Genomic DNA, 25,493 nt, shown 5'->3' with positions numbered 1-25,493 from the left:
ACCTCGTTATTTGAACGGCTGCTGGGCCGCTGCGCCCGGCGTGTGCTGGTGGGCGTAAACCTGGAGATGGCAGTACGCCGCCCGATAAAGCGGCACGTTCAGGCCGTGCCGGGTGGCGCGGGTAATCATATCGCCGACGATAGCATCACCTTCAAGGCGTGACGCGTTGCTGGCGATGTCGCGCCTCATTGAGGCGGCCCAGGCGGATTGTGGGTCCAGCAGGCGTGTTTCGATGCTGGCAATTTCCTCCTGCGGCAGCGCATAGCCTTCCGCTGCGGCGACGCTAAGGCTCTCGGAAATTGCCTGTTTCATCAGCGTTTCGCCGTCCTGTGTCGCCATGATATCTCCCACCGTGCCGCGCATCAGGCAGTTCATCAACGCACCGGAAGCCAGCATCACCCATTTATTCCACAGCGCCTGCATTATGTTATCTGACAGGGCGCGCCCGCCAGCGGAAGAGGCTAACAGCGTGTAAACCGCTTTTGCTACAGCAAGCGTGGCTGGCGATCTTGCGCCGACAACAACCTGATCCGCTGCTCCCATTTGTTTGATCTCACCGTTGGCGTTAAGCGTGGTGGCAATATAAGCCGCGCCGCCGAGCACCCGATCGCGGCCAAAGCGAGCGTCGAGTTCGTCGTAAACCGAGAGGCCATTAAGGAAAGGTAAAATGGAGGTTGAAGAGCCAACTGCGGGCGTAATGTCCTCGATAGCCGCCTGCAGATCGTACGTTTTGCAACTGAGCAAAATTAGATCGTAGTCGGGCCGGAGACTGTCCCGGGTGACCGTATTAACCGGGGCGTTGAAATCGCCCAGACTGCTTTCCAGCCGCAGCCCTTGTTTTGCCAGCAACTCAGCCCGTTTTGGCCGAACGAGAAAAGTCACGTCAGCGCCAGCCTGAATAAGCCTTGCGCCATAATAACCCCCGATTGCACCTGCTCCAACCACCAGTATTTTCATCACTTTTCTCGCTGAGTTTACGTTGATCTTGCCCGACTTAGCTTTCGCTGGGTTCGGGGTTTCTGATTCGGCCTGCAGCACGCCAGCGGGTGAGGTCGTCGGCACCGGGCCCCAACTCCACCATGACGTCCTGCGGCGAAATTTGCTGCCCGGTTTCGGTATCCACGAGGGCAACTTTCACTTTATGCCCGCTGTTGCCGTCCACCATGAAAAGCGACGGCCCCACAAGGCCTGGAATATTCCACTTACTGCCTGTCTGCATCATGCTCAGCAGCACCAGCCCGATATCCCGCCCTTTTTCGGTGAGCAAATATTCGTAGCGATCCGGCCTCGTCTGGTAGCGCTGCCGGGTAATCAGCCCTTGCTCTTCAAGCACTTTTAGCCTGTCGGACAATGTGGCATTGGTGATGCCGCTGGAGCGGCGAAAATCGTCATAACGGCGGAGGCCTAAAAACAGGTCCCGCATAATCAGCATTCCCCAGCGGTCGCCTAAGGCTCCCATCACGCAGGCGATGGAGCAGGTCATACCTTCAAAACCTTTCGAGCGCATAGCGTTCCTTATTTTTCATCAACGTGGGCCCGGTAACAGTCTATAGCCGGATCTCTGCCACCGGCCAATGGTTACGCTGCAGTTGATCTTTTTATTGTTACTCTTATTATAAGAGTTAATGGCGGGAGGGCAAGTTTTAAACAACCGATGCCAGAGAACCGTCGCTCATTTACCCAGGTGAACCTTAATGAAATCTACGCGTACCCTTACGAAAATCAGTCTGTTGTTAAGCCTTCTGCTGGCCGGTACCGGGCTCTCCAGCCCCGTATTTGCCGCCCCCGCAGCAGTACCCGCGGCTCCCTGGGACACTCAGCTCAACCCGGCGGCGCATCAGGCCGATGCCGTATTCGCTAACTATAAGTTTCGGGATGGCGAAACGCTGGCTCAGGTGAAATTGCACTACGCCACGCTCGGGAAGGCGCACCGAAATGCACAGGGAGAGATTGATAATGCAATTCTCGTGCTGCACTGGACGGGGGCAGACAGCCGGGCGCTGCTGAGTCCGGTCTGGACTAAATCCCTTTACGGACCGGGCCGCCCGCTGGATTCGAACCGCTACTACCTGATTTTTGCCGACAGCATTGGTCACGGCCAGTCGAGCAAGCCCAGCGACGGCTTAAAGGCAAAATTCCCCAACTACGATTACGGCGATATGGTTGATTTGCAGCACAAGCTGGTGACCGAAACGCTGGGCATTAAACATCTGCATGCGGTGATAGGGATGTCGATGGGGGGCATGAACGCCTGGCAGTGGGCGGTGGCGTACCCGAACATGATGGACGGCGTTATGCCGGTGGTGTCGCTGCCGATCAAGGTCTCCGGGCGTAATTTGCTGTGGCGCAGAATGATCGTGGACGCGGTGCGAGCCGATCCGACCTGGCACAACGGCAACTATACTCAGGCGCCTGAGAGCTGGCTTCAGGGCTACAACATCCTGCGAATGATGATCGACAGCGCGCCGGATCTGCAAAGGACTATCCCGGACGGTGCCGCAGCGGACAAGTTCCTGGCGAACAACCGCTTTACGGCCAACCATATCGACACCAACGATGTGATTTATTCACTCAAATCCTCTTTCAGCTATAACCCGCAGCCAGATCTGAGCAAAATCACCACCAAACTGTATGCGCTGAACTTCTCGGACGACGAGTTCAATCCGGACAGCCTGCGCGTGCTGGAAACCGAGGTGCCGAAGCTAAAACAAGGCCGCTACGTGGTACAGGCTGGCACCCCGACATCTCCGGGGCATTTCACCATGACGCGCCCGGATTTGTGGGCTAATCACGTCGGCGAATTTATGCAATGGATTGGCGATAAAGGCTAACTCTCGTCGGGCGTCACATATTTCTGGAGATGCCTCGAGGATTTCTACCGGGGTGATTTACACGCACCAGGAACGAAATTAACCTATTTGCATATTTTTGCAGATAGGTTAATCTCATGGAGAAGAGAACGCCCCATACCCGCCTGAGTTTTATTCACTCGATGGTCAGATCGGGCAATGTTGCGATAACCCATACCGCATTAGCGAGTGGCGCAGCGCTTGGTTTTACCGCAAAGCGGGATTTTTTCGACGTCGTGCTGGCGCTTAGCCCCAGGGATTTCGAAAAAAGTATGACGGCTTACCACGATCATACCCTCTGGCATGAGGTCTACCGGCCAGTCTTCAATGGGCAGTCGCTCTATATAAAGCTGATTGTTTATGGCGGAGTGCTTATCGTGTCATTTAAGGAGTCCTGAGATGAAATGCCCTGTGTGCGGCGGCGAACATGCCGTTCATGAAGCCCGCGATATTCACTACGAATACAAAGGCCATTCCAAAACGTTTCCGGGCGTGACCGGGCTGCACTGCAATGACTGCGGTGAAATTGTTTTTGCCGATGGGGAAGGTGAGGCGTATTTCAGCGGCATGCTGGCGTTTAATCGCGAAGTGAATGCCCAGGAGGTCGACCCCGCCTTTATTGCCGCCGTGCGTAAACGCCTGAAGCTGAATCAGGCGCAGGCCGCCGAGTTTTTTGGCGGGGGAGCAAATGCATTCAGCCGCTATGAAACGGGGCGCATTGCCCCCCCTCGGCCGCTGATCCTGCTGTTTAAAGCGCTGGATAAACACCCTGAGCTTTTTGACGAGCTCAAAACGAGTTAAGCCTCCTGCCAGTAGGGCGGAGAGCCGAACTTCGCCATAAAGAAGTCTATTGCCGTGCGGGTGTTAAGCGACGGAAAGCGCCCGCCGGGGTAGAGCATATAGAGCGAATGGTCGGTGGCGCTGTAGGATGCGGTGTAATCCGTCATCATCGGGATAAGCCGCTTGGCCCGCAGCGCATCGCTGATTTGCCAGTCCGGGAACAGCACGATACCTGCGCCATCTTCTGCCGCTTTCACCAGCATCTCCGCATTGCCAGAAACGATTTTAGGCTCCGGCGTTAGCTGTATTTTTTCTTCGCCCTGCGTGAAATACCAACGCTGAAGGCCCATCAGCCCTCGGTAGGCCAGTAGCTTGTGATTGTGTAGCTCTTCGGGCTTTTGCGGCGTGCCGTAGCGGGCGAGATAGGCCGGGCTGGCGACCAGGTAAGCGCGCTGGCGGGTAATAAAACGTCCGTGCAGCGAACTGTCCTGCATCGGCGAGATGCGCAGCAGCAGATCGGTGCCGTCCGCCAGCGGGTCGATGTAGTTATCGGTCAGATTTAGCTCCAGCCTCAGCGCCGGGTAGCGCTCGCTGAATTCAGCAATCCACGGGGCGATGTGACGCAGGCCGAAAGACACCGGCGCGTTGAAGCGAAGCACGCCGCCGGGCTGCTGGCGGCGCTCGACAATCTGGTTTTGCGCCTGCTCAAGCTGCCTCAGCATTTCCCTGAACGCTGTGGCATAGATATTCCCCGCCTCGGTGGCGACCACGGCTCGCGTGTTGCGGTAAAGCAGCTGTGTCTCCAGCGATTGCTCAAGCTGAATCACGGTGCGGGAAACGGAAGAGGGCGAAAGGTTCTCCTGGCGGGCCACTTCTGAAAAGCTGCCTTCGCTGATAACGGCAAGGAAGAGGCGCATTGAGCGCGCGTTTATCTGGCTCAGATCTTTCATTTGTGCAATTTCCGCAAAAGTCCTTAATGGATTATACGGTTTTTCGCTATGTCAGGCAGCGTTATCCTCCCCGGCAAGTAATGATGCCCGGACTCGCCGGGAAACAGAGAGAGAATGGTATGAGCAATAAAGTTTTGGCTTTTGACGAGGCCGTGCGTCAGCGTTTTTCATCCAGAGCGTTTCTGCCTACGCCGCTGACAGAGGCACAAATTCGGGATGTTTTACAGGATGCCCAGCATTCTCCGTCCAACTGCAACACGCAGCCGTGGAACGTCCATATTGCCTCCGGCGCAACCAAAGATGCGCTGCAAAAAATGATGATTGAGAACGATACGGCGGGTAACGTCACGCCAGATTTCAGCTTCAGCTATGACGATTTTCACGGCGATTATTACGAGCGCAGCCAGCGCCAGGCGAAGGTTTATTACGATGCGCTTGGCATCGCCCGTGACGATAAAGAGAAGCGCCGCGAAGCGTATCTGCGCAACTTCAACTTCTTCGGTGCCCCACACGTAGCGTTCCTGTTTATGCCCTCGTTTGGCGACAACGTGCGCGTGGCATCCGACATCGGCATGTACGGGCAGAGCTTCCTGCTGTCTTTGGCGGCACGTGGTTTTGCCGGTATTCCGCAGACGCTGCTCGGCTTCCATGCCGATGCGACGCGTAAAATTCTTGGCGTGTCGGACGAGTATCGCCTGCTGTTCGGGATCTCCTTCGGCTATGCCGACCCGAATGCGCCTTCTGCTCAGGTCCGCATGTGGCGCCAGAGCGTGGACGACAGCGTGACGCTGCATAACTAACGGCCGAGCGGGCGCTCTTTTTTCATGCCGATGGCCAGGGCCAGCAGGATCGCCGCCAGCGAAAGCGCGCTGGCGAGATCGGGAACCTGGCCAAGAATCAACGCCGAGCTGAGCATGGCGAAGACCGGGATCAGCAGAGAAAGCGGTGCCACGCGGGAAGCCGGGTATTTGTGAAGCAAGGTGTTCCAGCCCCAGTAGCAGAAATGCGTGGCGGCATAAACCTGGAACAGCAGCGAAAGCACGGCCTGTTTATCGATATTTTGCGCCAGCGAAGTGAAGGGCGCGGAACCGTGCCAGACCCAGGTCAGCAGCACCAGCGGCACCGGGGGAAACAGGCTGGCCCACACCACAAAAGCAAAGATCTCTTTCACGCCGGAAAGTTTGATGATGATGTTGCCGGCGCTCCAGGCCAGCGCGCTGATCACAATCAGTATCAACCCGGTTAGCGTTGCGCTGCCGGTGCTATCCAGCAGCACGCCAAGCAGGCCCACCGCCGCCAGAACGATGCCATAGCGCTGCGGGCGTGTCAGACGCTCGCCAAACAGCAGAACGCCCCAGCCCAGGGTAAAAAAAGCGCTGAGCTGGATAAGCAAGGCGGCGCTGCCGGGCGGCACGCCAAACGCGATACCCAGATTGATCAGCGCCCACATCGCCACGCCAAAAATCAGACCGTAGGCCACTATCCAGCGCAGAGCCACCGCCGGGCGTTTGATAAAGAAAACCCAGGGCAGGGCGGCAAGCGTAAACCGCAGAGCGGTTAACAAAAGCGGATCGATATGGGCCAGTCCGAGCCGGGTGAGTGGAAAGTTAATCCCCCAGGCCGCGGTGACGACCAGGGCGAGAAAAAGGTGTTTGCGCTGCATGTCTTTGTCCGGTGAAAAGTGTCGCCGTGACTGTAGCGCTTCCCGAATTGGCCTGCTTTTATTAACGGGTCAATTATTGTTAAAATTGGGCCATGCAAAATAACAGCGCAGCAGTTTATCGGGATTCGCCTCAGGCGGTGATTGTCACGGAGAAGCACTTCGCCGATGGCGAGTGTTTTCCGCAGCACAGCCACGAGCGCGGGCAGTTTGCCTACGCCGCTAGCGGCGTTATCTCCGTGGAGACGCCAGGTGGAAACTGGGCGGTGCCGCCACAGTGCGCCATTTGGGTGCCGGGCGGCCTGGTTCACGCCATGCAAATGCGTGGGCCGGTCATCATGCTTAACGGCTATATCAGTGACGCCGCAGCGCACCGGCTCAGGCTGCCGCAGACAAGCCAGGTTTTTGGCGTGTCGCTGCTGCTACGCGAACTGCTGGTGCAGTCTGTCGACCTGACCAATGTCACTCAGCCTGAAGGGCGCAGCCAAAGCCTGCTTGATTTGCTGCTCTATGAAATTGCGTCGATGCCTGCGCTTTCTCTCAATGCCCCGCTGCCCGACGAGCCTCGTCTGCAGGCGGCCTGCCGGGCGTTCTTGCTGGCACCTTCGCTGGAAACGTCCCTCGACGATATGGCGGCGCGCGTGGGCATGAGCCGCCGAACCTTTACCCGCCAGTTCAGGCAGCAGACCGGCATCAGCTTTGTGGCATGGCGGCAACAGGCCTGCCTGCTGGCGGCGATAGGTCGGTTAGGTGAGGGGGAAGCGATCACGCGTGTTGCGCTGGATTTAGGCTACAGCAGTCCGGGGGCTTTTTCTGGTGTGTTTAAAAAAGCGTTGGGGAAAACGCCGGGACGATATTTTGCTGAAAAACTGGCAGGTTGAGGCAATAAAAAAGCCGCTTTCGCGGCTTATTGTTTAAAGAAAGCGACTTATTCAGTGACCTTTTTCTTCAGGTCAGCCGCGCCTTCTTTGGTTTTATTCCAGCCTTTTTCAGCACCTTCTTTGGTTGCGTCCCAACCTTTCTCGGTGCCTTCTTTGGTTTTATGCCAGGCCTTCTGGGAGCCTTCGCTCACCTTGCTGCCTACGCTGTCGCTTTTACCTTCGGCGGCGTGTTTAGACTTGAGCTTCAGCTCTTCGCCTTTGTTCTCTGCCTCGTGCAGTTTCTCTTTGGCGGTGTTCGCGCCTTCGTGTGCCGCAGCGACGGTCTCATCGGTTGCATGTGTGGTGGTCGCGGCAAAAACAGGGGCAGCCAGCAGAATTGCAGATAAAGCGATGATCGTTTTTTTCATAATATCCTCAACAAACGTTATCAGTCCTTATGACCGTGAATAAGCCTGGCACAGCGAAGCGGATGTTGCCTTAGGTAATATTCCTAAATTAATCAGGATGTTCACGGCTGGTGGATATATTCTGCTGAATAATCCACCAGAAGATACGCTTATGGATGGCGAATAAATCGCCCTATACGCTGCCGAAGCAGACGATTCTCCTGACGCAGGCGTTCATTCTCCTCCAGCAGGGTGAGCGCCACAGCGATGCCGGGCCAGTCGAGTTCTAATTCTCGCCTTAACCGCAATGCCCGCTGCGCTATGTTGATCGCGTGGTCGTCAAACTGCCACGGTTTGACCTCAAAATCGTAAGGTTCGACGACGCCAAGGCCGACAATCTCATTGAGTTCTTCCTCCTGAATGCCGGTGTGCAGACAGAACTCAGTGATGGTAAAAGTGACGGTGACGTTAGTCATTATTTTTTCCCCCAATCTTTGCGCGGATTGAACGCCGACTGGGCGTCTGCCAACTGTTGCCACAGCGCCGCGGCGTTTTCATCCGGCTTAGGCGGCATTACGATTTTGATCACCGCGAACAGGTCACCGGTGTGCTGTTTGCTAACCAGCCCTTTGCCCTTGATGCGCAGCTTCTGCCCGGCCTGGCTGCCGGCAGGAATGGTCATCAGAATGCTGTCTTTGAGGGTAGGAACCTCGACTTTTGCCCCCAGCGCGGCTTCCCACGGGGCAAGCGGCACCACGACTTCAAGGTTGTGGCCGACAATGTCGAACAGCGGATGCGGCGCGATATGAATCACCAGCCACAGGTCACCGTTTGGCCCACCGTTTTCACCCGGCGTGCCCTGGCCTTTGAGCCGAATGCGCTGCCCGTCGCCGACGCCCGCCGGAATTTTTACATTCAGCGTTTTCGGGATTTCCTGCTCGACGATACCAAACACGTTATAGACCGGCAGCTTGTAGCTGATGGTACGGCTGTGTTCGGCCAGGGTTTCTTCGAGGAATACGGCAACTTCGATTTCTAAATCGTGGCCACGCACGGCGTGCGGCTGGCGAGAATGCCTGGCCTGCTGGCCGAACATAGACGAGAAGATATCTTCGAAGTCCTGGGCGTTGTAACTCTGCTCGCCGCCCTGGTGGAACTGCTGATTAAACTGCGGGTCGTTGCGGTGCTGCCACATCTGGTCGTACTCGGCGCGGCGCTGCTCGTCGCTCAGCACTTCCCAGGCTTCGGCCACCTCTTTAAAGCGGGCTTCTGCATCGGGCTCTTTACTGACGTCGGGGTGATATTTGCGCGCCAGGCGGCGGTAGGCAGTTTTGATGGTTTTGAGTTCGTCCGTCGGTTTCACGCCCATGATGGCGTAATAATCCTTTAATTCCATAGCGTTATCTCGCATAAATCAGTGCATGCAGAACAGAACGTGCGGAAAAGTGTCGCCGATAAGTATAGGCCCGTTGCGGGAAGGTGGGGCGGAATCCTGCTTTCCATTGTTGAAAAGCAGGAAAGAGCTCGTTAATCAGTTTTTTTGCAGAGACATTTTGGGAATGTTTTTACACTAGTGGCGATCCGAATAAATTTTTTCTCTGCAGAGGATAATGTGGCTGGATCAACCTTAAACACGCCAAGAAAGCGATACAGTGTTCGGTTTAACTCATCTCGCGAATGAGCCATTACAACTCGGTGATCCCAGCGTTCTGTATAGCTCTTTTGCAGATCGTTCGGGTATTCTGTGATAAGTTTGCCATTATCTGAAAGTGAATTTTTCCAATCTTTCTGCTCATAAAGTTTTGGGAACCAGATCATATTTTTTCCTTCAAGACCAATAATCTTGTTAACATGTTCTGGTATATTCCAGTGACCCGCCTGATGATGCCCCTTTTCATATCCAAAGCAGTTTAGAGCATCCTTATGGTGGCGAAAAAGAGCTTCTGGCCCTACTGATATCATCCCTTTTTTTATATGGTTGCAAGCAGTATAGCGATGTTCATAGTCCCATGGCTTAAACGCTTTTTGCTGCAAAAGAGTTGATTTAATTTCTTTAACTAACTCGATGAATTTATCTATATATTTATCAAGTTCGTTGATACTGACGTCACTGGCGGGGATCCTCTCTTCGCGAAAACCTGTTGCCTCAGTTATATCAAGGCGGCGTATGGCATCTCTTATTTTTGCGTCTTCACTGTCATGATGCCCTTCATCGATTTCCAGATATAGGCCTAACTGAGGGAAAAAAAGATCTGCGAGATAGATTTTTCCATCGTTTTTCCTGATGCACTGCTGGCAAATAAACTCCAGGTCAGGATCGTTCAGGAGATGGTAGATTCGATTAATCGTGTAATGTTCCCAGCGCTTGCCTGAAATCTTAGCAAGAGATCTCAGGATATAATCCGTTTTACTCATAGACTTCCTTTTATAACGATCTTAAATTTTCAATTGAAGAGATCATTCTGCGAAGTATATCTGCAAAAATTGATAATTCACTCACTTCCTTCTAAGGTCAGAGAGCATAAAATCGCCTGCAAGCATCGCTTCAGGCTGCTGGAGGCTATTTTCTGCCTCGACTTCTGGCGTGATTAAATAACAAAAAGAAGGAAACTTACCGTTGAACCGTTACTCCATCGCTGTTCTGGCTTCGGCCTGCCTGCTGGCCGCCTGTGCTGGCCCACAGTCGGCAAAAACATCGCAAATTAAAGACCTGACCGCCCCGCAAAGCATCGCTTTTGCCGGTAAAACCTACGGGCAATCCTTCACTCGCTCAACGCCGCAGCAGGCGGTGTGGGAATACACCACCGACGGTGAAAAAGCCGAAAACTGGCAGTGGACCCGGCTGATTACGGTTAATCAGATCAAAATTAACGCGCCGCTAGATCGCTGGATGCAGGCGACCGCGCTGGAGTTAAACCGCACGGTGCCGAAACCGCATTTCGACGTGGCGCGGAACGGTGATGTGGCCGAGGTTCGCATTATCTATCTGCCGAAGCCGGGCGATGCAAAACAAAGCGGCTACGAGTCCGACGTGTGGCTTGCCCGTGAAGCCTGCGGCGGTATCGTCAACCTGCAGTTTGCCCGCCAGTATCCTGCCGATCCAAAAGTCACCGAAAACGAAATGGTGAAGCGAATCAAAGGGGATAACGACAAAGATATGGCGGCGCTGCAGGCGTTAAACTGGAAACCAGAATGCCGCTAAATATGTTCCCCGGTCAAAACTGGCCGGGGCATTTTATTAAACGCGAGCTAGATGACTTATTATTCAGTATGGCAAATACTTGAATTAATTAACCAGCCTGGCAGAATTCATTTATTGAATAGTTTAGTAACGTAACTTATTGAAAACGAGCTTTCAGTTATTTTGAGCTGGCTCCCAGCGAAAGCTCAGATTGCTTCAAAAAAAACGTGACATTTGGTATATTGTTGCTCATTGATTATTCACCTTAGCGGTGCAAAAAAGAACAAGATTCACCGCGACCCAGGAAAATGAAATGTTAGATTACCGCTTCCCGACAGCTTTGCAGATGGTTCTCAGCGTAGCGATGGCGGAGCAAATGGGTGAACGTTCGACCAGCGCCATCCTCGCCTACGGCCTGGAAGCCAACCCGAGCTTTATCCGTAAACTGATGGTTCCCCTCACGCGTGACGGCATTATTGTCTCGACGCTGGGGCGCAACGGTTCCATTCATCTTGGCCGCCCGGCCGAAGAGATAACCCTGCGAGATATTTACCTGTCGGTGATTGAAGACAAAAAGATTTGGGCTTCCCGCCCGGACGTGCCTGCCCGCTGCGTGGTGAGCGCCAACGCCTGCTGGTACTTCAAAACGATTGCAGAAGAAGCCGAAGAGGCATCGCTGGCGGTGCTGGCTCGCCATACCGTGGCCAGCGCGCTGGAGAAAGTGAAAAAAAGCGATACCAGCGGCTGCCAGCCGGTGCCTGAGCTAGAGGCGCTGTACAAAAAAGGCCATTAAACCCCGCAGCCACTTTCCGCAGAAATAAAAAAACCGCCTCTTTGAAAGGCGGTTTTTTGTTGGGCTAACCAGGCGGCTTTTACACCGCCTGATTTATGACATTCACGCCTCGACAGTTTTTGCCTGGGTTTTGCCGCGCGTCACGAGCTTGCGCAGCGTGACGTAGAACACCGGCGTCAGGAACAGACCAAACAGCGTCACCCCTAACATGCCCGAGAACACCGTCACCCCGGTTACGCCGCGGACTTCTGCGCCCGCGCCGTGGCCCAGAATCAGCGGGATAGTCCCGGCGATAAAGGCAATCGAGGTCATCACGATAGGGCGCAGACGCAGGCGACAGGCTTCCAGCGCGGACTCCATAATGCCTTTGCCCTGCATCTCCAGCTCGCGGGCGAACTCGACGATCAGGATGGCGTTCTTACAGGCCAGGCCCATCAGCACCACCAACCCGACCTGCACGAACACGTTGTTATCGCCCCCGGTCAGCCAGACGCCAAACAGCGCGGACAGCATGGTCATCGGCACGATCAGGATCACCGCCAGCGGCAGCGTCCAGCTTTCATACAGCGCGGCGAGCACCAGGAACGCCAGCAGCACAGCTACCGGGAAGACGATCATCGCCGTGTTGCCTTGGGTTGCCTGCTGGTAGCTCAGATCCGTCCATTCGATGTTCATCCCGTTCGGCAATACCTGCCCGGACATCGCGGCCAGCTTAGTCATTGCCTGCGCGGAGGAGAGCACGCGTGGATCGGCATCGCCGATGAGATCCGCCGCCGGGTAGCCGTTGTAGCGGATCACCGGGTCCGGCCCGTAGGTGGTGGTGATTTTCACCATGCTGCCGATCGGCACCATTTCCCCCTGGCTGTTGCGGGTGCGCAGGTTGCCGATGTCTTCCACGCTGTCACGGAACTGTCCGTCGGCCTGAGCCATAACTCGCCAGGTGCGGCCAAACTCGTTGAAGTCGTTCACGTAGGACGAGCCCAAATAAGTCTGCAGTGTGCCGAACAGATCGGTCAGCGACACGCCCTGCGCTTTGGCTTTGTCACGGTCTACCTGCACATCCAGCTGCGGCACGTTCGCCTGATAGGTAGAGATTGGGAAGTGCATCCCCGGCGTTTGCATGATCGCGCCGGACATGGTGTTCACCGCGGTTTGCAGCGCCCCGTAGCCTAAGCCCGCCCGGTCCTGGATATACAGCGAGTAGCCGGAACCCTGACCCAGCCCCAGAATCGGCGGCGGCAGAATCGAGAAGCCGAAACCTTCCTGAATTTGCGAGATTTTGGCGTTGATCTCGGCGTTAATTTCCGCCGCGGTATGCTTGCGCTCGCCGAACGGCTTCAGGCCGAAGAACACCGTGCCGGTATTCGGCGTGTTGGTGAACTGCAGCGCGTTCAGGCCAGGGAATGCCACCGCGTAATCCACGCCTTCGGTGTTCATCCCGATTTCGCTCATCTTGCGGATCACCGCGTCGGTGCGCTCCAGCGAAGAACCTTCCGGCATTTTCACGCCGCCGATCAGGTAGAGCTTATCCTGGGTCGGAATAAACCCACCCGGCACGGTTTTGAACATCACTCCGGCAGCGCACAGCAGCAGCACGTACACCGCAAACACCGCGCCACGGCGGCCAAGGGTTTTACTCACCAGACCCTGGTAGCCTTCCGAACTGCGGTGGAAGAAGCGGTTGAACGGGCGGAACAGCCAGCCGAACAGGCGGTCGATCAGCCGGGTAGGCATGTCCTTCGGCGCGCCGTGCGGCTTCAGCAGCAGAGCTGCCAGCGCCGGGGAAAGCGTCAGGGAGTTAATCGCCGAAATCACCGTCGAAATGGCGATGGTCACCGCGAACTGCTTGTAGAACTGCCCGGTGACGCCGGAGAGGAACGCCATCGGCACGAACACCGCGCACAGCACCAGGGCGATAGCGATAATCGGCCCGGAAACCTCGCGCATGGCCTGGTGCGCCGCCTGCAGCGGGGCAAGCCCTTCTTCGATGTTACGCTCGACGTTTTCCACCACCACGATGGCGTCATCCACCACGATGCCGATGGCGAGCACCAACCCGAACAGACTCAGCGTGTTCAGCGAGAAGCCGAGCAGGTAAAGAATGCTGAACGTACCCACCACTGAAACCGGAACGGCAATCAGCGGGATGATGGACGCACGCCAGGTTTGCAGGAACAGGATCACAACCAGCACAACCAGCACCACCGCTTCCAGCAGGGTTTGCACCACCGCCCGGATGGAGTCGCGGACGAACACGGTCGGGTCGTAAGGTGCGGCCCACTTCATGTCTTCCGGGAAACGTGTGGACAGCTCGGCCATCTTGGCGCGCACGGCGTTAGACAGGTCGATGGCGTTGGCGCCGGGGGCCTGGAAGATACCGATCCCGACCGCATCTTTGTTGTTCAGTTGGGAGCGCAGGGCATAACTGCCTGAACCCAGCTCGATACGTGCCACGTCACGCAGGCGAACCAGCGATCCGTCCGGGGCGGTTTTCAGGATGATGTTGCCGAACTCTTCTTCGCTGTGTAGGCGGCCCTGGGCGTTAATAGAAATCAGGAAGTCGCTCGCTTTCGGCAGCGGCTCTGCGCCGAGCTGACCGGCAGACACCTGCACGTTCTGCTCTTGCATCGCCGTGACCACGTCAGAAGCCGTAAGGCCACGCGCCGCCACTTTGTTCGGATCCAGCCACACGCGCATGGCGTATTCGCCGGAGCCGAAAATCTGGATCTGCCCGACGCCCGGCAGGCGCGCGAGTTCGTCCTTCACTTTCAACGTGGCGTAGTTACGCATGTACAGCGAGTCGTACTTGCCGTTCGGCGAGAACAGATGTACCACCAGGGTCAGCGTGGGCGACTGTTTCTGGGTAGTAATACCGAGGCGGCGAACGTCTTCCGGCAGGCGAGCTTCGGCCTGGGAAACGCGGTTCTGCACCTGAACCTGCGCCTGATCCGGATCGGTGCCCGGGCGGAAGGTCACGGTAGTGACCAACACGCCGTCGGAACCAGCAACGGATTTCATGTACATCATATTTTCGACGCCGTTGATCGCTTCTTCCAGCGGCGTCGCCACGGTTTCAGCGATCACTTTCGGGTTAGCGCCAGGGTATTCCGCCCGGACCTGCACGCTTGGCGGCACGACGTCCGGGTATTCACTGATCGGCAGCAGCGGGATCGCGATAAGCCCCGTAATAAAAATCAGAATCGACAGCACCGCGGCAAAAATCGGCCTGTCGATAAAAAAGCGGGAAAAGTCCATGCGTCGGATTCTCTGGTAAGGGATCAGTTAACGGCAGCGCTGGTGGCGGCCATGGCGACAGGTTTCGCGTTCACCGGCATGCCCGGCATAAACACTTTCTGTAGCCCGTCGACGATGACTTTATCGCCAGGGTTCAGCCCCTGCTGCACGATGCGCAGCCCGGCGGCGAGGCGCCCTGGCGTGATGTCGCGGCGCTGGGCCTTGCCGTCTTTATCCACGATGTAGACGTATTTTCTGTCCTGGTCGGTCAGCACCGCTTTGTCGTTGATCAGCAGCGCCTGGAACTCCGCGCTGCCCGGCAGACGAACGCGGGCGAACAGCCCCGGCGTGAACTGACGCTGAGCGTTATCCAGCAGGGCGCGCATGCGGATGGTGCCGGTGCTGGCGGTGAGCTGGTTGTCGAGGAAATCCACGGTACCCTGATGCGGGTAACCTTCCTCGCCGGACAGACCAATTTCTACCGGCAGGGCTTTATGGTCGCTGGACGCCCCCTGGCCGCTGCGGGCAAGGTTTTGGTAGTGCAGATAGGTGGATTCATCCACGTCAAAGTAGGCGTAAACCGTCTTCTGAGACACCACAGTGGTGAGCACGCTGGCGCTGTCGCCCGCCGTGACCAGGTTGCCGCTGGTGATCAGCGCGCGGCTGGCGCGGCCGTCGATCGGGGCAGTGACTTTGGTGAAGTCGAGGTTTAGCTGCGCCGCGTCAACCGCCGCCTGGGCCGCACGAATATCGGCGTCAGCCTGGGTGGCGGCGGAGCGGCGCTGTTCCCACTCTTCGCGGGAAATCACGTTGGTGCCGATCAGCTTGTCGGTGCGGCTGGCTTCGCTGCGGGCGAGGCTGGCCTGGGTTTTGGCTCTCATCAACGCCGCCTGCGCCTGTTCCAGCGCGGCGCGGTAGGTTCTGTCGTCGATGGTGAACAGCACTTCACCTTTCTTCACTTCCTGGCCGTCGGTGTAGTTCACTTTGTCGATGTAGCCGGAGACGCGGGGGCGGAGCTGAACGCTTTCCACCGCTTCGATGCGGCCGTTAAAACTATCCCACTGGCTAACGGGTTTCACCACCACGTCGGCGACGCTCACGGCTGGTGCCTGCGGCACGGCGTTTTGTGCGACTCCCCAGTCGCATCCGGCGAGCAGCGCGGCAAGCAGTACCGGCCCCAACACGCGCAGATGAAGGCTAACCCAATGTTTTTGCAGGCTCATTATTCTTATTCCGATAGTTGAAGTCGGCCGGGCAAGACGCAGCGGAGGGTGCCGCGCCACTTCCTTTGTCCGGGCTGACCTGAGGCCATTTGTGTCGCTCATCGGCACAAAATGTGTATCAATTACGAATACAGTATCGCGGCGATTGTAGGAAGGCGTAGAACTAAGTGCAAGAATAATTGTTGCACTTTCTGTGCTATTTGTGCCATTCGAAAAAGGCCCATTTGTAACGAGGATTTAATGTAACAATAAAACTTGCAATTATTGTCAAAGCAGGTCAGATTTAAATGCAACTGATAAAGATGCTTTTAACAAACCCGCAGGGGAGAGAGACAATGAGCACCGATGCCTTCATGCATGATTTACTCGGCTGGATTGATAACCACCTCGACAGCCGCCTCGACATCAACACCGTTTCCGAGCGGGCAGGGTACTCGAAGTGGCACCTGCAGCGGATCTTCAAGCAGCACACCGGCTACAACCTGGGCGAGTACATTCGTGCGCAAAAGCTGAAAAAATCCGCCGAGCGCCTGAGCCGCACCGAAGAGCCGATCCTGAACGTGGCGATCTCCCTGGGCTTTGACTCGCAGCAGTCTTTCAACCGCAGCTTCAAGCGCCAGTTCGGCATTGCGCCGGGCGTGTGGCGTCGGCAGTTGGCGCACACCGGGAACCGCTATGGGGCCTGAGAGACATCGACTTCCAGCCTGCTCTTTGGTCAGAGCGGGTTGGGTGATGCCTGTTTCTTTTTAAGTCATATTAAAATGGCGTTCAGCCTGTTGAATCAGAATGAATATATAGTCGATGAAATAAACCTGCCTATATACAATATATAACATAGTTAACCCACCTTTTCGCTATATTCCATTTTGTACAAATGCTTATTCAAATAATCACCATTAAAGTAATGTGACATTTATAAGCTTGTTAAAAACAGGCCTATTAAAAATAAAAAAATAATGTTTTATGGTGGTTTGATCTTTTGCCTGGCCTGTATTAGAAATTATATCAGGGTAGGGAATGCATTGTTTTACCGCCTCACTATCCGCGAGAGCTTTTAACCTTTCTTTCCGTTTATTTTATTATGGTGAAAATCATGAAAGAATTATCCACTCAGGAAGTTAAGTCAGTTAGCGGTGCGGGTTTACTGGATGGCGTGATCGGCGGCGCGGGCGATCCGCTGGGCACCGTGGGCGGCATTGTTAGCGGTCTGCCGGTTGTGGGCGGCGTTCTCAATGGCGTGACCCAGCTTGTGGGTGGCGTGGTGAATAGCGTGGTTAGCGGTGTGAGTTCTATTCTGGGCGGGCTGCTTGGCGGCACCGGTCTGTTCGGCAGCACTAAGCGTTAATATCACGGACGCAATGCTTTTCCTAATGGAATAACGGAACGGCATTTTAATGGATTAAAACACTCCCCATAATATATGGCAGCCGCCGGAAAGGTGCTGCTGTATATTTTATTTGCGTTTATTTATTTTCCTTTTCTGTTTAATCACTATTACCCACCCCAAAATAAGAGGAATTCCCCTCTTATTTAAGCCTCTGGTTACTCTCCTAAATTTATGACCCGATTAGCGCTGGCGATTGTTGACGGCCGATGGGCAATAAAGATGCGGGTTATTTTCAGCGAAGCGATAGCGGCATTGATATGGGCTTCATTGGCCAGATCCAGATGGCTGGTGGCCTCGTCGAGAAACAGTAGATTGGGCTGACGATAAAGCGCCCTGGCGATCAGCAGCCGCTGTTTCTGCCCCCCGGAAAGGTTGCCCCCCAGTTCGCCAATCAGCGTTTCATAGCCCATCGGCAGGCTCATAATTTCGTCATGGATGTTGCAGTTCCGGGCGCAGCTGATAATGCGCTCTGCATCTTTGCTGATGTCGAAGCTGCCGATGTTGTCGGCTATCGACCCGGCAAAAAGTTTGTCGTCCTGCAGCACGCAGGCGATGCTGTCGCGGTAGTTATTCAGCCCGACTTTGCTGATGTCCAGGCCGTCGATCAGGATTTGTCCGCGCGTGGGGTCTAGCAGCCCGGCCATCACCTTCATTAAGGTTGTTTTCCCGATCCCGGAAGGGCCCACGATGGCCACGCTTTCCCCGGCAGCGACGGTGATATTCAGATCGGCGAAAATCGGCCGCGACAGCCCGTCGTACTGGAAGACCAGGTCGCGGGCTTCAAAGCTGGCGGGCTGATTTTTAGGCAGCAGCTTACGCGGCGGCTGGCTGGTTTCGGTGTCGGTAAACACCACGTCGGCTATACGGTCGCTGTGCAGGCCGAGCATACGCAGCTGCAGGATCATATCGATCAGGTTGGCCGCCCGCTCAGAGAACTGCCCGCGATAGGCGTTGAAGGCGACGAACATCCCGAGCGTCATCTGGCCGTTGATCACCATCAGCGCGCCCAGCCACAAAATCACTATCTGGTCGACGGCTCCGATAAAGGTGTTGATGCCCCCAAACAGCATATCCAGCTTGGTGATGCGGATGTTGGCATTGGCGGTATCTATGTTGAGGTTGAGCCAGTACTGCGAGCGCGTGGTGGACAGCCCCAGCGCTTTCAGCGTGCCGATGCCGTAGAGGGTTTCCATAAAGTGGGAATTGGCCCGCGCGCCTTTGACGATCTTCTCTTCCGAGGCCTGGCGGTACTGGTTGTAGGTCGCCAGGCGCAGCACCATATAAAAGGCGGTAAAGCCCAGCACGACCCACACCAGCCAGCCGCCGTAAAGCACCATCATAATCAGCACGCCGACCGACATCAGGGTGTCGATAATGCCGTTGACCAGGTTGGTGGTCAGCGTGGTGCGGATAGTATCCAGGGAGCCAAAACGGGACTGGATATCGCCGAGTTTGCGCTTCTCGAAGTAGGCCAGCGGCAGTTTGAGCAGGTGATCGAACATGCCCGCTTTCCACTGCACTTCAATCAGGGAATTCATCACCAGTGACGTCCAGGCCCGGAGCATGCTGACGAAGGTGCGAAACAGGGTAAAGAACAGCAGCCCGATACAGATCAGCGCCAGTAAGTCATGATCCTCGGCGATGATGACGTGGTCCATCACCAGCTGGGTGCCGATGGGGATCAGCAGGTTGATCGCCTCCACCACCAGAGACAGGCAGAAGATTTTCGTCAAAAAGCCTTTCAGGCCGCCGATGTTGCCGAGCAGGGTGCGGAAGCTGAGGCGGCTGCGCTGGGTGACGCGGGCAAACTCGCTGTCCGGCCACAGCTCCAGCGCGACGCCGGTAAAATGCTGGGACATTTCCGCCAGGCCCACGACGCGGCGGCCAAAGCCTGGATCGTGGATCACAAAGCCCGAGCGTTTGACGGCGACCAGCACCACAAAGTGGCTCATGTCCCAGTGGAGAATGCAGGGCGTTTTCAGCTCGCGCAGCTCGTTCAGATCCAGCGAAAGCGGGCGGCTTTTCAGGCGCAGCTGGGTGGCGATGTCGATCAGCAACGCCAGCGTCGCGCCGTGCGAGGAGATGCCAAACCGCTGGCGCAGGTTGAAGAGGTCGATGTTCATGCCGTGGTAGCGGCAGACCATCACCAGGCAAGCCAGGCCGCACTCTGCCGCTTCCGTTTGCAGGACCTGGGGCACTCTGCGGCGCAGGCTAAAGTTCAGCTGATGCATCATGTCTTTAAAAGCGGATTCATTCATGCACGGGTCCGGTTAGGCTTTTTTTAAGGTCGTAGTAAGGGGCGAGCATCCACTGGTAGACGGGGCGTTTTTCCAGGAATAGCGTGGATTCCGCCTTCATGCCGCTGGAGAGCCGCAGGGGGTTGTCTCTGGCGGTGAGGCGGCTCAGGTCGAGCGCGACCAGCACTTTGTAAAAGGGCTGATTGGTGGTGCCGGACGGCTGACGGGGCACATTGTTGTACATCGCCATTTCCTGCGCCGAGGCGGGCACGCTGGAAATCGACAGGATCTTGCCGGGGAACTGGCCGAACTTCTCAAAAGGAAAAGCCTCGTAGCGGATGTTGATGCTGTCCCCCGGCGTGACGTAGGGCAGGCTGCTGTTGGGGAGCCACAGCACCAGCGCGTAGCCGTCGCCTCCGTTGGGTACCAGCTGGGCGAGGCTGTCGCCGGCGTTGACCATCTGCCCCTGGGTGACGCTCAGGGAGTCGATTTTGCCGTCGCTGGGGGCGTCGATAAACACGGTCCCGCCGCCGTCCACTTCCGCCAGTTGCCGGTTGAGCCCGCTCAGCTGGAACTGATACTGGGAGATTTGGTTGTCAAAATCCGTCGCCCGCGTGGAGAGCTCGCTTTGCAGGTTGGTGATCTGCAGGCTTTCCTGAATGCTCTGGGTGTTCAGGCTTTGGTAGGCGGTTTGCTGCTGGTAATAGAGGTAGCGCTGATTGTTGAGCTGGTCCTTGGTGATCATGCCCTTGCGCTGGTAGCCGTCGTAGTTGTCCATGCTCTGGCGCATCTCTTCCATGCCTTTGGCGGCGTTCGCCACCAGGGCAAGGGACTTCTCGTGCGCGGTCTGGTACTGAGTCAGCTGCTGCCTGAGGTTTTGCTCGGTTTTCTGCTTGTTTTGCTGCAGCTTGAGGATAATTTCCTCAATAAGCTGGATCTGTTTCTGGATGGCGGCGATAGAGTTCTGGCTGACGTTGCCCGACTGGGTCGACCGGCTGGTATCTATCTGATAAAGATGGTCGCCTTTTGCCACTTTGTCGCCGGTTTTAACCCAGGTGTGGGTGATAAACCCCTGCTGCGGAGAGAAGATATTGATGGCGTGCGGCTGGGTGATGACTTCCCCGCTGACGTTAATCCGCCGGGTATAGCTGGAGAAGGCCATCAGGTTTATCAAAATAATTAAAAACGCGGCGGAGAGTAAAACCACCACCCAGGCGGGATACCCGGAGATCAGTAACGCTTTACCCAGCCATTTGCTGCGGGTGTGCTCTATGGCTTCCTTGCGGAATATATTTCTGTTCATTGGGGGAGAGCAGGCCATCATCGTTTTTTATACTCATTAGAGTAGTTTAAGCGTTTGAGCGCGCCAGCAATGCGGTGAGATTTTTTATTCTTATGGCGGGAGGGAATAATATATTTTAAATAGAGAAGCCCGAACCCGGAATAGGGTTTTTATTTTCAGGGTTATTTAAAGTGAAATTAACGTGGCGGTAAAATTTAGTTCATTAACCCCGGCAATTCACCGGGGCCAGGTTCAGCCGTTAACGCACCGGCGGTTTAGGGGCGATCACGTCCTCGATAAACGCTTTGACCTGCTTCTGCCTGCGGGCGGAAAACTTACACACCTTGCGCAGGGTCTGCATGATCTCCGGCTCTTCCACCGGCGGCAGCGGCTCTTTGGCCGTCAATATCAGGCAGCCCGGCAGAACCCGCACCTCCACGCTCGTGCCCGTATCAAAACCGGCGTCTGCAAGCCAGAACCCATTCAACGTTATGGCGGGTGAAGGCTGGAATTTTTTCGAATCTCGAATGTAGCCCACAGTATAAGTCCTTGTTGTTGTGGGGATGTGCTTCTCTGGCTTATTATGCTCTTCAGTCATGGTCAACTCCGTATTAGTTGGTTGTGATTAGCGGTTAGGGCGGGTTGCCGCCTGCCTTAATCGCGCTACTTTTACTTCTCTTCTTACTGCTCTCTTGCTGTTCTCTTATTTCTGCTCTTACTGCTTTTGGTTTTTGCTTTCTGATTGCTTCATGCGGGAATTATACCTTGCTGGAGGGGTTGGCTGGGAAAAGGGGTGGATAAATGGAATGCGCCTCCCAAAAAATGGTAGGGGGAAAATATCTTATATTTGTTTACTATCGCTCATCTTTAGCTGTTGTCGGTTATGTATAAAAATAGGCCAATATTTTGATGAAAGCAGGTGTTTTACTGGCGATTTTGTTCGTTACACCTATGTCCTGGGCCGCAGAACCTAGGCCAAAAGAGCAGGCGAGAGAAATGGCGGAAGCAGCTTGTCAGGCTCAGTATCAATTACTCCATACGCGCTTTGAACTGGGGCATTCTGAAACGGAGGCAGTAGCCGCTTCAAATAAAATATTGGACGCTTACCTGAGAAATAATAAAGAAAGCTTAGGTGAGCATGCCGCTGCCTTAATGGGAAAAAATTTGCTGTCGCAGTTGCATGTATTAGAGTCTAATCCTGAGGCTGTAACACACCTGAAATCACCTCCAGCAGGTTTTAAAGAGAAGTTCCTCTCGTTATGTATTTCCGATAAGACAGAAAAGATTGAGTTTCAGCATGTTTTTGGGTGAGTTAGGGCATGAAGGGAGAATAATTACTCCGCATCAACTGACAATGCATAGGTTTTTTCTGATACAGATGCTTACTACTAAGAGATAAAGAATGAGTTCATCAATTTATTACTCCGCTAAACGTAATGAACCTATGACTTCGCTAGAACATCAGCATATCCAATTGATTCTAGATAATTACAATGAAAAATACCCATACCGAGACGAAGAAGAGACTTTGTCCTTTTATAGTGAACCTTCGTCAGGGCACATCCTGGAAGGATCCACTAAACTTCCTCTTGATGATGAAAACATGCTTATCGAAGCCGTTGATTACTGGCTTGAAGCACTTTCTAAACTGAAAATTGCTTTGCCGTCTGCGGATTGGGAAATAAGTATTGATGATTCCGCGGTTAGCTGGGTTGATGACCATTGGGAAATATAACTTCTGGTATTTATGACGCTAACATCCATGTGGCCTGCCAAAATTGGAGAGAGCAAGCCTCTTTCATGCTTTAATTTCAGACACAAAAAAGCCCACATAACTTGTATCATGCGGGCTTTCAGGACTCCGTATAGGGAGCTGGCAACTATCAACAAAAGATTTTGGTGGGCTGGTGGGAGTTGAATCCGCATCTGTGATTTGTTAACTATCTGTTTTTACGTCTATTTACTATTAATTTAATTCCTGCAGATATTTCACGGATCTTTTTTAGTCCACGTGCAGTCCATCCACGAGGTATTGGAGTGAATTCAAGTGAAAAGTCAGCCTGCATGTTGTTTATAGAAAGTTCTGCTCTTCTCATCTTCAATTTTGTTTCCCATCTTGTGAGGTTCTTTCTTCCCTCTATATCTAGATATTCTATTGATAGAATTGGTCCGTTAATGAATAGTACAGGGTTACCTCTCGATTTCATTAATAGATAAAATTTATTTAATGTAATTGTTATTGGTAGTTCGTCTATTAATAACTCAGTCGATTCTTTATCAACACTATATGGAAGGGAAAAATCTATCTCACTATACTCTTTAGTTAAGAAAATTGAAGTGGTGTTTTTATTATGAATGAAGATACAGTTTTCTTTAAATTCAGTAGTTATTGATTCATCCTTATACCCTAACGTATTACTGAATAAAGAATGGTATTGTTTGAATGATTTTTGATAATCAAAAGACCACCAGTATTTAACAGATATAGCTGCACCTAACCCAATATTTGTAAATTTCGTGCGCATTACTTTATTTTTTTGGTTTTTTATTACATCATTATCAAAACCATCATATTTTGATGTTTCCATCGAGATATTTGTATCTTTTATAATTATCTCAGGTTTGTATGTCAGTCTTTTTTGTATTATCGTCAACCAAATTGCATATATAGCTGCAATTGCAGAAACGAATGTACCAATAGATGACAGTATGCTTAGTATTTTATCGGATGGTAGGCTTAACAATTTATAATCTCCTGCTGAGATGTTTGTTGGGGATTATTATGTATTTTATTTTGCCGTGAAAATGATTTTTAGATGTTGAATTGTCATATATCCTTAAGATATCGTCAAAAATATCTGAATAGCAATTCTGGTCCCTTGTGTCCCATATGAGTAGCTAACCAGAGCAAGTTAGCTCCACGACTGATTAGTTGTGTTGCGAAGGTATGTCTTGTCTCGTATGGGGGCGATAACGAATGCCAGCTTTCCAGAGCGTGGGAACTATTCTTTCTTATCGCATCTGCGTTTGCCTAGGTTTTGCCTGTTTTGGGGCCTCAAATATCGTCGCATCATTTCATGAATGAGAACGATTTTTGGCTGGCCAAGGTAATTATCGTTTCGTCCGTTTGACCAGCCCCCGACACCCCATGATGGTTATGATAGACCGTAGTATTTTTTCAGAGCCGCGGTTGCTGCTTGAGTTGCAGCAGCTATTCCTATGCCCAAAGTTCCAAGCGCTGCTTTACTCGCAATATTTGCCAACCATTTACTAACAGATTGACCATACTCACCACGCTTGTTAGCTATCGGACCATCTTCACCAATAGCAATTTCTAAATCGTTAACATCAGATTTAGGGAAGCCTTGAGCGAAGAGATACTCTTTTAATGATTCAGTGTCATTTTTTACGATGTGGTTGTTTACAGAAAATGAGTTTTCATTTCCGAAGTTTATGACGGTATTGTCTCCAAAAATTGAGTTATGGAATAATGAAGATGTATCGATATTTTTAAGTTTTTCTGTCATGTTTTTCTCATCTGGTATTTCAGAAACTTGATCAGAAAGCTCAAGTATAAAATCAAGTAGCCGTGACCTGACCTGAGTTAGGATGGAAGCGAAGCTATGTAGCGCGATCTCTTTATAACAGCGTGTTAACTCATAGCCTCTATCGATATCTTTGCAATATTTAATTAACGCGTAATCTAAAGGGATTGGCTGCTGAAGTACATGGCTATCACCGGCATTGGTTACTAAGTCTTCGACTTGACTGATTGAAAGTCTCACTTCACTGGTTGTAGCATCTTTATAGTCATCTTCACTTAGATAGCCAATCGGTAACGGAAAAGCACTATATAGGCGAACGGAGTTGTTCAGATCTGCAAGAATTCTTGTGCCAACAATTCTATAATCGGGAAGGGAAACTGAATCAGGATAACCATTTATTTCATGGTTTACCCATGCAGCAAGCTCCTTTTTTCCGATAGAGAAAAGAAGGATCTTCGTTTTTATGAGAGCATTTGTTGTGCCTTCATCACCAGTACTTAGTATCTGAATGATTTCTTGCAGTTGGTTCATATGTCTTATCCCATAAAAAAAGCCCGCATCAGCGGGCTTCTGTGTCATCAAAGAGCCGCGGCTCCTTTGCGTATCTTTTTTGTCTCCTCACCGTCTGGTCGGTGTCATGCTGAGACTGCTAACTTCCTGTTTTTGATAGTACCATCCTGGCACTATCCAATCATGATTTGGTGGAGCTGGCGGGAGTTGAACCCGCGTCCGAAATTTCTACATCCTCGGTACTACATGCTTAGTCAGTCTTTACATTCGCCGGGCAACTGCGGACAGACACGCCATTACCAGACTATCCTGATTAGTTTTAATGCTTCAACCCCAGGCAAGGCATCCACACGATCTCTTTTGGGTTTGACCTCTCTTTGATCCCCGTCTTAAGAGCGGAAGCTAGGGAGAGAGGGCTCAGAGCAGGTTATTAAGCTGCTAAAGCGTAGTTTTCGTCGTTTGCGACTATTTTTTTGCGGCTTTTTACGAGGCCAACCGCCCCTCGGCATGCACCTTGGGTTTCGCAAATCCCGTCGAATCCAGAATCAGCCCCAATGTGTACCGGCGAGTATAACAGATTTATTACGCGTGTGAC

General features: G+C 53.3%; 26 protein-coding genes, 1 other RNA gene and 1 pseudogene. 11 read left to right on the top strand and 17 right to left on the bottom strand.

Annotation, left to right across the window (positions count from 1 at the left end):
- Positions 1-6: 6 nt before the first annotated feature.
- Positions 7-1,062, bottom strand: a complete 1,056-nt coding sequence (locus LH23_RS00615; protein ID WP_197062501.1) for a 2-dehydropantoate 2-reductase — start codon at positions 1,060-1,062, stop codon at positions 7-9.
- Positions 995-1,507: a winged helix-turn-helix transcriptional regulator gene (locus LH23_RS00610; RefSeq protein WP_052050090.1), complete on the bottom strand. Its 513-nt coding sequence runs from the start codon at positions 1,505-1,507 to the stop codon at positions 995-997. Before LH23_RS00610 ends, LH23_RS00615 begins: the two co-directional genes overlap by 68 nt.
- Before the next feature lie 187 nt (positions 1,508-1,694).
- On the opposite strand from LH23_RS00610, the gene LH23_RS00605 reads away from it, so the two are divergent.
- From LH23_RS00605 to LH23_RS00595, 3 genes are all read left to right on the top strand, one after another.
- A complete protein-coding gene (locus LH23_RS00605; protein WP_039286978.1) occupies positions 1,695-2,831 on the top strand; it encodes an alpha/beta fold hydrolase in 1,137 nt (378 codons plus the stop codon).
- Between the two features lie 116 nt (positions 2,832-2,947).
- Positions 2,948-3,247: a type II toxin-antitoxin system MqsR family toxin gene (locus LH23_RS00600; protein WP_039286975.1), complete on the top strand. Its 300-nt coding sequence runs from the start codon at positions 2,948-2,950 to the stop codon at positions 3,245-3,247.
- Between the two features lies 1 nt (position 3,248).
- Complete coding sequence (locus tag LH23_RS00595) at positions 3,249-3,650, top strand: type II TA system antitoxin MqsA family protein (RefSeq protein WP_039286972.1); 402 nt, start codon at positions 3,249-3,251, stop codon at positions 3,648-3,650.
- Here the strand turns inward: LH23_RS00595 and LH23_RS00590 are convergent.
- A complete protein-coding gene (locus tag LH23_RS00590; RefSeq protein WP_039286969.1) occupies positions 3,647-4,579 on the bottom strand; it encodes a LysR family transcriptional regulator in 933 nt (310 codons plus the stop codon). The two genes, LH23_RS00595 and LH23_RS00590, sit on opposite strands and share 4 nt — an antisense overlap.
- A 119-nt stretch (positions 4,580-4,698) precedes the next feature.
- Between LH23_RS00590 and LH23_RS00585 the strand changes: the two genes are divergently transcribed.
- Positions 4,699-5,379 carry a nitroreductase gene (locus LH23_RS00585; RefSeq protein ID WP_039286966.1) on the top strand — a complete coding sequence of 227 codons (681 nt, stop codon included), beginning with the start codon at positions 4,699-4,701 and terminating at the stop codon, positions 5,377-5,379.
- On the opposite strand, the gene LH23_RS00580 is transcribed toward LH23_RS00585, so the two are convergent.
- Positions 5,376-6,242 carry an EamA family transporter gene (locus LH23_RS00580; RefSeq protein ID WP_039286963.1) on the bottom strand — a complete coding sequence of 289 codons (867 nt, stop codon included), beginning with the start codon at positions 6,240-6,242 and terminating at the stop codon, positions 5,376-5,378. The genes LH23_RS00585 and LH23_RS00580 overlap by 4 nt on opposite strands.
- Positions 6,243-6,334: 92 nt before the next feature.
- Here LH23_RS00580 and LH23_RS00575 point away from each other — a divergent pair, with 92 nt between their 5' ends.
- Positions 6,335-7,120 (top strand): AraC family transcriptional regulator, encoded by a 786-nt coding sequence (locus tag LH23_RS00575; protein ID WP_039286961.1) that lies wholly within the window; start codon positions 6,335-6,337, stop codon positions 7,118-7,120.
- Between the two features lie 47 nt (positions 7,121-7,167).
- Here the strand turns inward: LH23_RS00575 and LH23_RS00570 are convergent, their stop codons facing one another.
- The 4 genes from LH23_RS00570 to LH23_RS00555 form a co-directional block, all read right to left on the bottom strand.
- Positions 7,168-7,527: a hypothetical protein gene (locus tag LH23_RS00570; RefSeq protein ID WP_039286956.1), complete on the bottom strand. Its 360-nt coding sequence runs from the start codon at positions 7,525-7,527 to the stop codon at positions 7,168-7,170.
- A gap of 149 nt (positions 7,528-7,676) precedes the next feature.
- Positions 7,677-7,982, bottom strand: coding sequence for a chaperone modulator CbpM (cbpM, locus tag LH23_RS00565; protein WP_039286953.1), 306 nt, complete (start codon positions 7,980-7,982; stop codon positions 7,677-7,679).
- Entirely contained in the window at positions 7,982-8,902 is a 921-nt protein-coding gene (cbpA, locus tag LH23_RS00560; RefSeq protein ID WP_039286950.1) for a curved DNA-binding protein, read from the bottom strand. The genes cbpM and cbpA overlap by 1 nt, the downstream gene beginning before the upstream one ends.
- Before the next feature lie 131 nt (positions 8,903-9,033).
- On the bottom strand, positions 9,034-9,921 hold the full coding sequence (locus tag LH23_RS00555; RefSeq protein ID WP_039286947.1) for an AbaSI family restriction endonuclease: 888 nt from the start codon (positions 9,919-9,921) through the stop codon (positions 9,034-9,036).
- 202 nt (positions 9,922-10,123) lie between these two features.
- Between LH23_RS00555 and LH23_RS00550 the strand changes: the two genes are divergently transcribed.
- Both LH23_RS00550 and LH23_RS00545 read left to right on the top strand, forming a co-directional pair.
- On the top strand, positions 10,124-10,708 hold the full coding sequence (locus LH23_RS00550) for a hypothetical protein (protein WP_039286944.1): 585 nt from the start codon (positions 10,124-10,126) through the stop codon (positions 10,706-10,708).
- A 292-nt stretch (positions 10,709-11,000) separates the two neighbouring features.
- Positions 11,001-11,480 carry an RrF2 family transcriptional regulator gene (locus LH23_RS00545; protein WP_008458195.1) on the top strand — a complete coding sequence of 160 codons (480 nt, stop codon included), beginning with the start codon at positions 11,001-11,003 and terminating at the stop codon, positions 11,478-11,480.
- A 102-nt stretch (positions 11,481-11,582) separates the two neighbouring features.
- On the opposite strand, the gene oqxB is transcribed toward LH23_RS00545, so the two are convergent.
- Both oqxB and LH23_RS00535 read right to left on the bottom strand, forming a co-directional pair.
- Positions 11,583-14,735, bottom strand: coding sequence for a multidrug efflux RND transporter permease subunit OqxB (oqxB, locus tag LH23_RS00540; RefSeq protein WP_039286941.1), 3,153 nt, complete (start codon positions 14,733-14,735; stop codon positions 11,583-11,585).
- 23 nt (positions 14,736-14,758) lie between these two features.
- Positions 14,759-15,937, bottom strand: a complete 1,179-nt coding sequence (locus tag LH23_RS00535) for an efflux RND transporter periplasmic adaptor subunit (protein WP_039286938.1) — start codon at positions 15,935-15,937, stop codon at positions 14,759-14,761.
- Between the two features lie 335 nt (positions 15,938-16,272).
- Here LH23_RS00535 and LH23_RS00530 point away from each other — a divergent pair, with 335 nt between their 5' ends.
- Positions 16,273-16,623: a helix-turn-helix domain-containing protein gene (locus LH23_RS00530; RefSeq protein WP_039286935.1), complete on the top strand. Its 351-nt coding sequence runs from the start codon at positions 16,273-16,275 to the stop codon at positions 16,621-16,623.
- A 407-nt stretch (positions 16,624-17,030) separates the two neighbouring features.
- A complete protein-coding gene (locus LH23_RS00525) occupies positions 17,031-17,282 on the top strand; it encodes a hypothetical protein (RefSeq protein WP_039286933.1) in 252 nt (83 codons plus the stop codon).
- A gap of 197 nt (positions 17,283-17,479) precedes the next feature.
- Here the strand turns inward: LH23_RS00525 and LH23_RS00520 are convergent, their stop codons facing one another.
- The 3 genes from LH23_RS00520 to LH23_RS00510 form a co-directional block, all read right to left on the bottom strand.
- On the bottom strand, positions 17,480-19,582 hold the full coding sequence (locus tag LH23_RS00520) for a peptidase domain-containing ABC transporter (protein WP_039286930.1): 2,103 nt from the start codon (positions 19,580-19,582) through the stop codon (positions 17,480-17,482).
- Positions 19,575-20,864 carry an HlyD family secretion protein gene (locus tag LH23_RS00515; protein WP_039286927.1) on the bottom strand — a complete coding sequence of 430 codons (1,290 nt, stop codon included), beginning with the start codon at positions 20,862-20,864 and terminating at the stop codon, positions 19,575-19,577. The genes LH23_RS00520 and LH23_RS00515 overlap by 8 nt, the downstream gene beginning before the upstream one ends.
- A 238-nt stretch (positions 20,865-21,102) precedes the next feature.
- A complete protein-coding gene (locus tag LH23_RS00510; protein ID WP_052050087.1) occupies positions 21,103-21,441 on the bottom strand; it encodes a SymE family type I addiction module toxin in 339 nt (112 codons plus the stop codon).
- Positions 21,442-21,752: 311 nt separating this feature from the next.
- Between LH23_RS00510 and LH23_RS00505 the strand changes: the two genes are divergently transcribed.
- Both LH23_RS00505 and LH23_RS23885 read left to right on the top strand, forming a co-directional pair.
- Positions 21,753-22,154, top strand: a complete 402-nt coding sequence (locus tag LH23_RS00505) for a hypothetical protein (protein ID WP_039286924.1) — start codon at positions 21,753-21,755, stop codon at positions 22,152-22,154.
- A 91-nt stretch (positions 22,155-22,245) separates the two neighbouring features.
- Complete coding sequence (locus LH23_RS23885; protein ID WP_039286921.1) at positions 22,246-22,578, top strand: hypothetical protein; 333 nt, start codon at positions 22,246-22,248, stop codon at positions 22,576-22,578.
- Positions 22,579-22,783: 205 nt separating this feature from the next.
- On the opposite strand, the gene LH23_RS00495 is transcribed toward LH23_RS23885, so the two are convergent.
- The 4 genes and pseudogenes from LH23_RS00495 to ssrA all read right to left on the bottom strand — a co-directional run bounded on the left by LH23_RS00495 (position 22,784) and on the right by ssrA (position 25,451).
- A complete protein-coding gene (locus tag LH23_RS00495; protein ID WP_039286918.1) occupies positions 22,784-23,587 on the bottom strand; it encodes a hypothetical protein in 804 nt (267 codons plus the stop codon).
- 104 nt (positions 23,588-23,691) lie between these two features.
- Positions 23,692-23,949, bottom strand: a pseudogene (locus tag LH23_RS24225) (integrase); the annotation flags it as partial.
- A 49-nt stretch (positions 23,950-23,998) separates the two neighbouring features.
- Positions 23,999-24,967 carry a hypothetical protein gene (locus LH23_RS00490; protein WP_231560182.1) on the bottom strand — a complete coding sequence of 323 codons (969 nt, stop codon included), beginning with the start codon at positions 24,965-24,967 and terminating at the stop codon, positions 23,999-24,001.
- A 120-nt stretch (positions 24,968-25,087) separates the two neighbouring features.
- Positions 25,088-25,451, bottom strand: a transfer-messenger RNA (tmRNA) gene (gene ssrA, locus LH23_RS23190).
- Positions 25,452-25,493 lie beyond the last annotated feature (42 nt).

It is taken from the genome of Cedecea neteri, from assembly GCF_000758305.1.
GTDB lineage: Bacteria > Pseudomonadota > Gammaproteobacteria > Enterobacterales > Enterobacteriaceae > Cedecea > Cedecea neteri_C.
This window is presented reverse-complemented; position numbering and strand designations above follow the sequence as displayed.

Bases quoted from the DNA above. Each gene is read 5' to 3' on its own strand.
- LH23_RS00610 (WP_052050090.1), bottom strand. From the start codon at position 1,507: ATGCGCTCGAAAGGTTTTGAAGGTATGACCTGCTCCATCGCCTGCGTG.
- LH23_RS00605 (WP_039286978.1), top strand. From the start codon at position 1,695: ATGAAATCTACGCGTACCCTTACGAAAATCAGTCTGTTGTTAAGCCTT.
- LH23_RS00600 (WP_039286975.1), top strand. From the start codon at position 2,948: ATGGAGAAGAGAACGCCCCATACCCGCCTGAGTTTTATTCACTCGATG.
- LH23_RS00595 (WP_039286972.1), top strand. From the start codon at position 3,249: ATGAAATGCCCTGTGTGCGGCGGCGAACATGCCGTTCATGAAGCCCGC.
- LH23_RS00590 (WP_039286969.1), bottom strand. From the start codon at position 4,579: ATGAAAGATCTGAGCCAGATAAACGCGCGCTCAATGCGCCTCTTCCTT.
- LH23_RS00585 (WP_039286966.1), top strand. From the start codon at position 4,699: ATGAGCAATAAAGTTTTGGCTTTTGACGAGGCCGTGCGTCAGCGTTTT.
- LH23_RS00580 (WP_039286963.1), bottom strand. From the start codon at position 6,242: ATGCAGCGCAAACACCTTTTTCTCGCCCTGGTCGTCACCGCGGCCTGG.
- LH23_RS00575 (WP_039286961.1), top strand. From the start codon at position 6,335: ATGCAAAATAACAGCGCAGCAGTTTATCGGGATTCGCCTCAGGCGGTG.
- LH23_RS00570 (WP_039286956.1), bottom strand. From the start codon at position 7,527: ATGAAAAAAACGATCATCGCTTTATCTGCAATTCTGCTGGCTGCCCCT.
- cbpM (WP_039286953.1), bottom strand. From the start codon at position 7,982: ATGACTAACGTCACCGTCACTTTTACCATCACTGAGTTCTGTCTGCAC.
- cbpA (WP_039286950.1), bottom strand. From the start codon at position 8,902: ATGGAATTAAAGGATTATTACGCCATCATGGGCGTGAAACCGACGGAC.
- LH23_RS00555 (WP_039286947.1), bottom strand. From the start codon at position 9,921: ATGAGTAAAACGGATTATATCCTGAGATCTCTTGCTAAGATTTCAGGC.
- LH23_RS00545 (WP_008458195.1), top strand. From the start codon at position 11,001: ATGTTAGATTACCGCTTCCCGACAGCTTTGCAGATGGTTCTCAGCGTA.
- oqxB (WP_039286941.1), bottom strand. From the start codon at position 14,735: ATGGACTTTTCCCGCTTTTTTATCGACAGGCCGATTTTTGCCGCGGTG.
- LH23_RS00535 (WP_039286938.1), bottom strand. From the start codon at position 15,937: ATGAGCCTGCAAAAACATTGGGTTAGCCTTCATCTGCGCGTGTTGGGG.
- LH23_RS00530 (WP_039286935.1), top strand. From the start codon at position 16,273: ATGAGCACCGATGCCTTCATGCATGATTTACTCGGCTGGATTGATAAC.
- LH23_RS00525 (WP_039286933.1), top strand. From the start codon at position 17,031: ATGAAAGAATTATCCACTCAGGAAGTTAAGTCAGTTAGCGGTGCGGGT.
- LH23_RS00520 (WP_039286930.1), bottom strand. From the start codon at position 19,582: ATGAATGAATCCGCTTTTAAAGACATGATGCATCAGCTGAACTTTAGC.
- LH23_RS00515 (WP_039286927.1), bottom strand. From the start codon at position 20,864: ATGAACAGAAATATATTCCGCAAGGAAGCCATAGAGCACACCCGCAGC.
- LH23_RS00510 (WP_052050087.1), bottom strand. From the start codon at position 21,441: ATGACTGAAGAGCATAATAAGCCAGAGAAGCACATCCCCACAACAACA.
- LH23_RS00505 (WP_039286924.1), top strand. From the start codon at position 21,753: ATGAAAGCAGGTGTTTTACTGGCGATTTTGTTCGTTACACCTATGTCC.
- LH23_RS23885 (WP_039286921.1), top strand. From the start codon at position 22,246: ATGAGTTCATCAATTTATTACTCCGCTAAACGTAATGAACCTATGACT.
- LH23_RS00490 (WP_231560182.1), bottom strand. From the start codon at position 24,967: ATGACACAGAAGCCCGCTGATGCGGGCTTTTTTTATGGGATAAGACAT.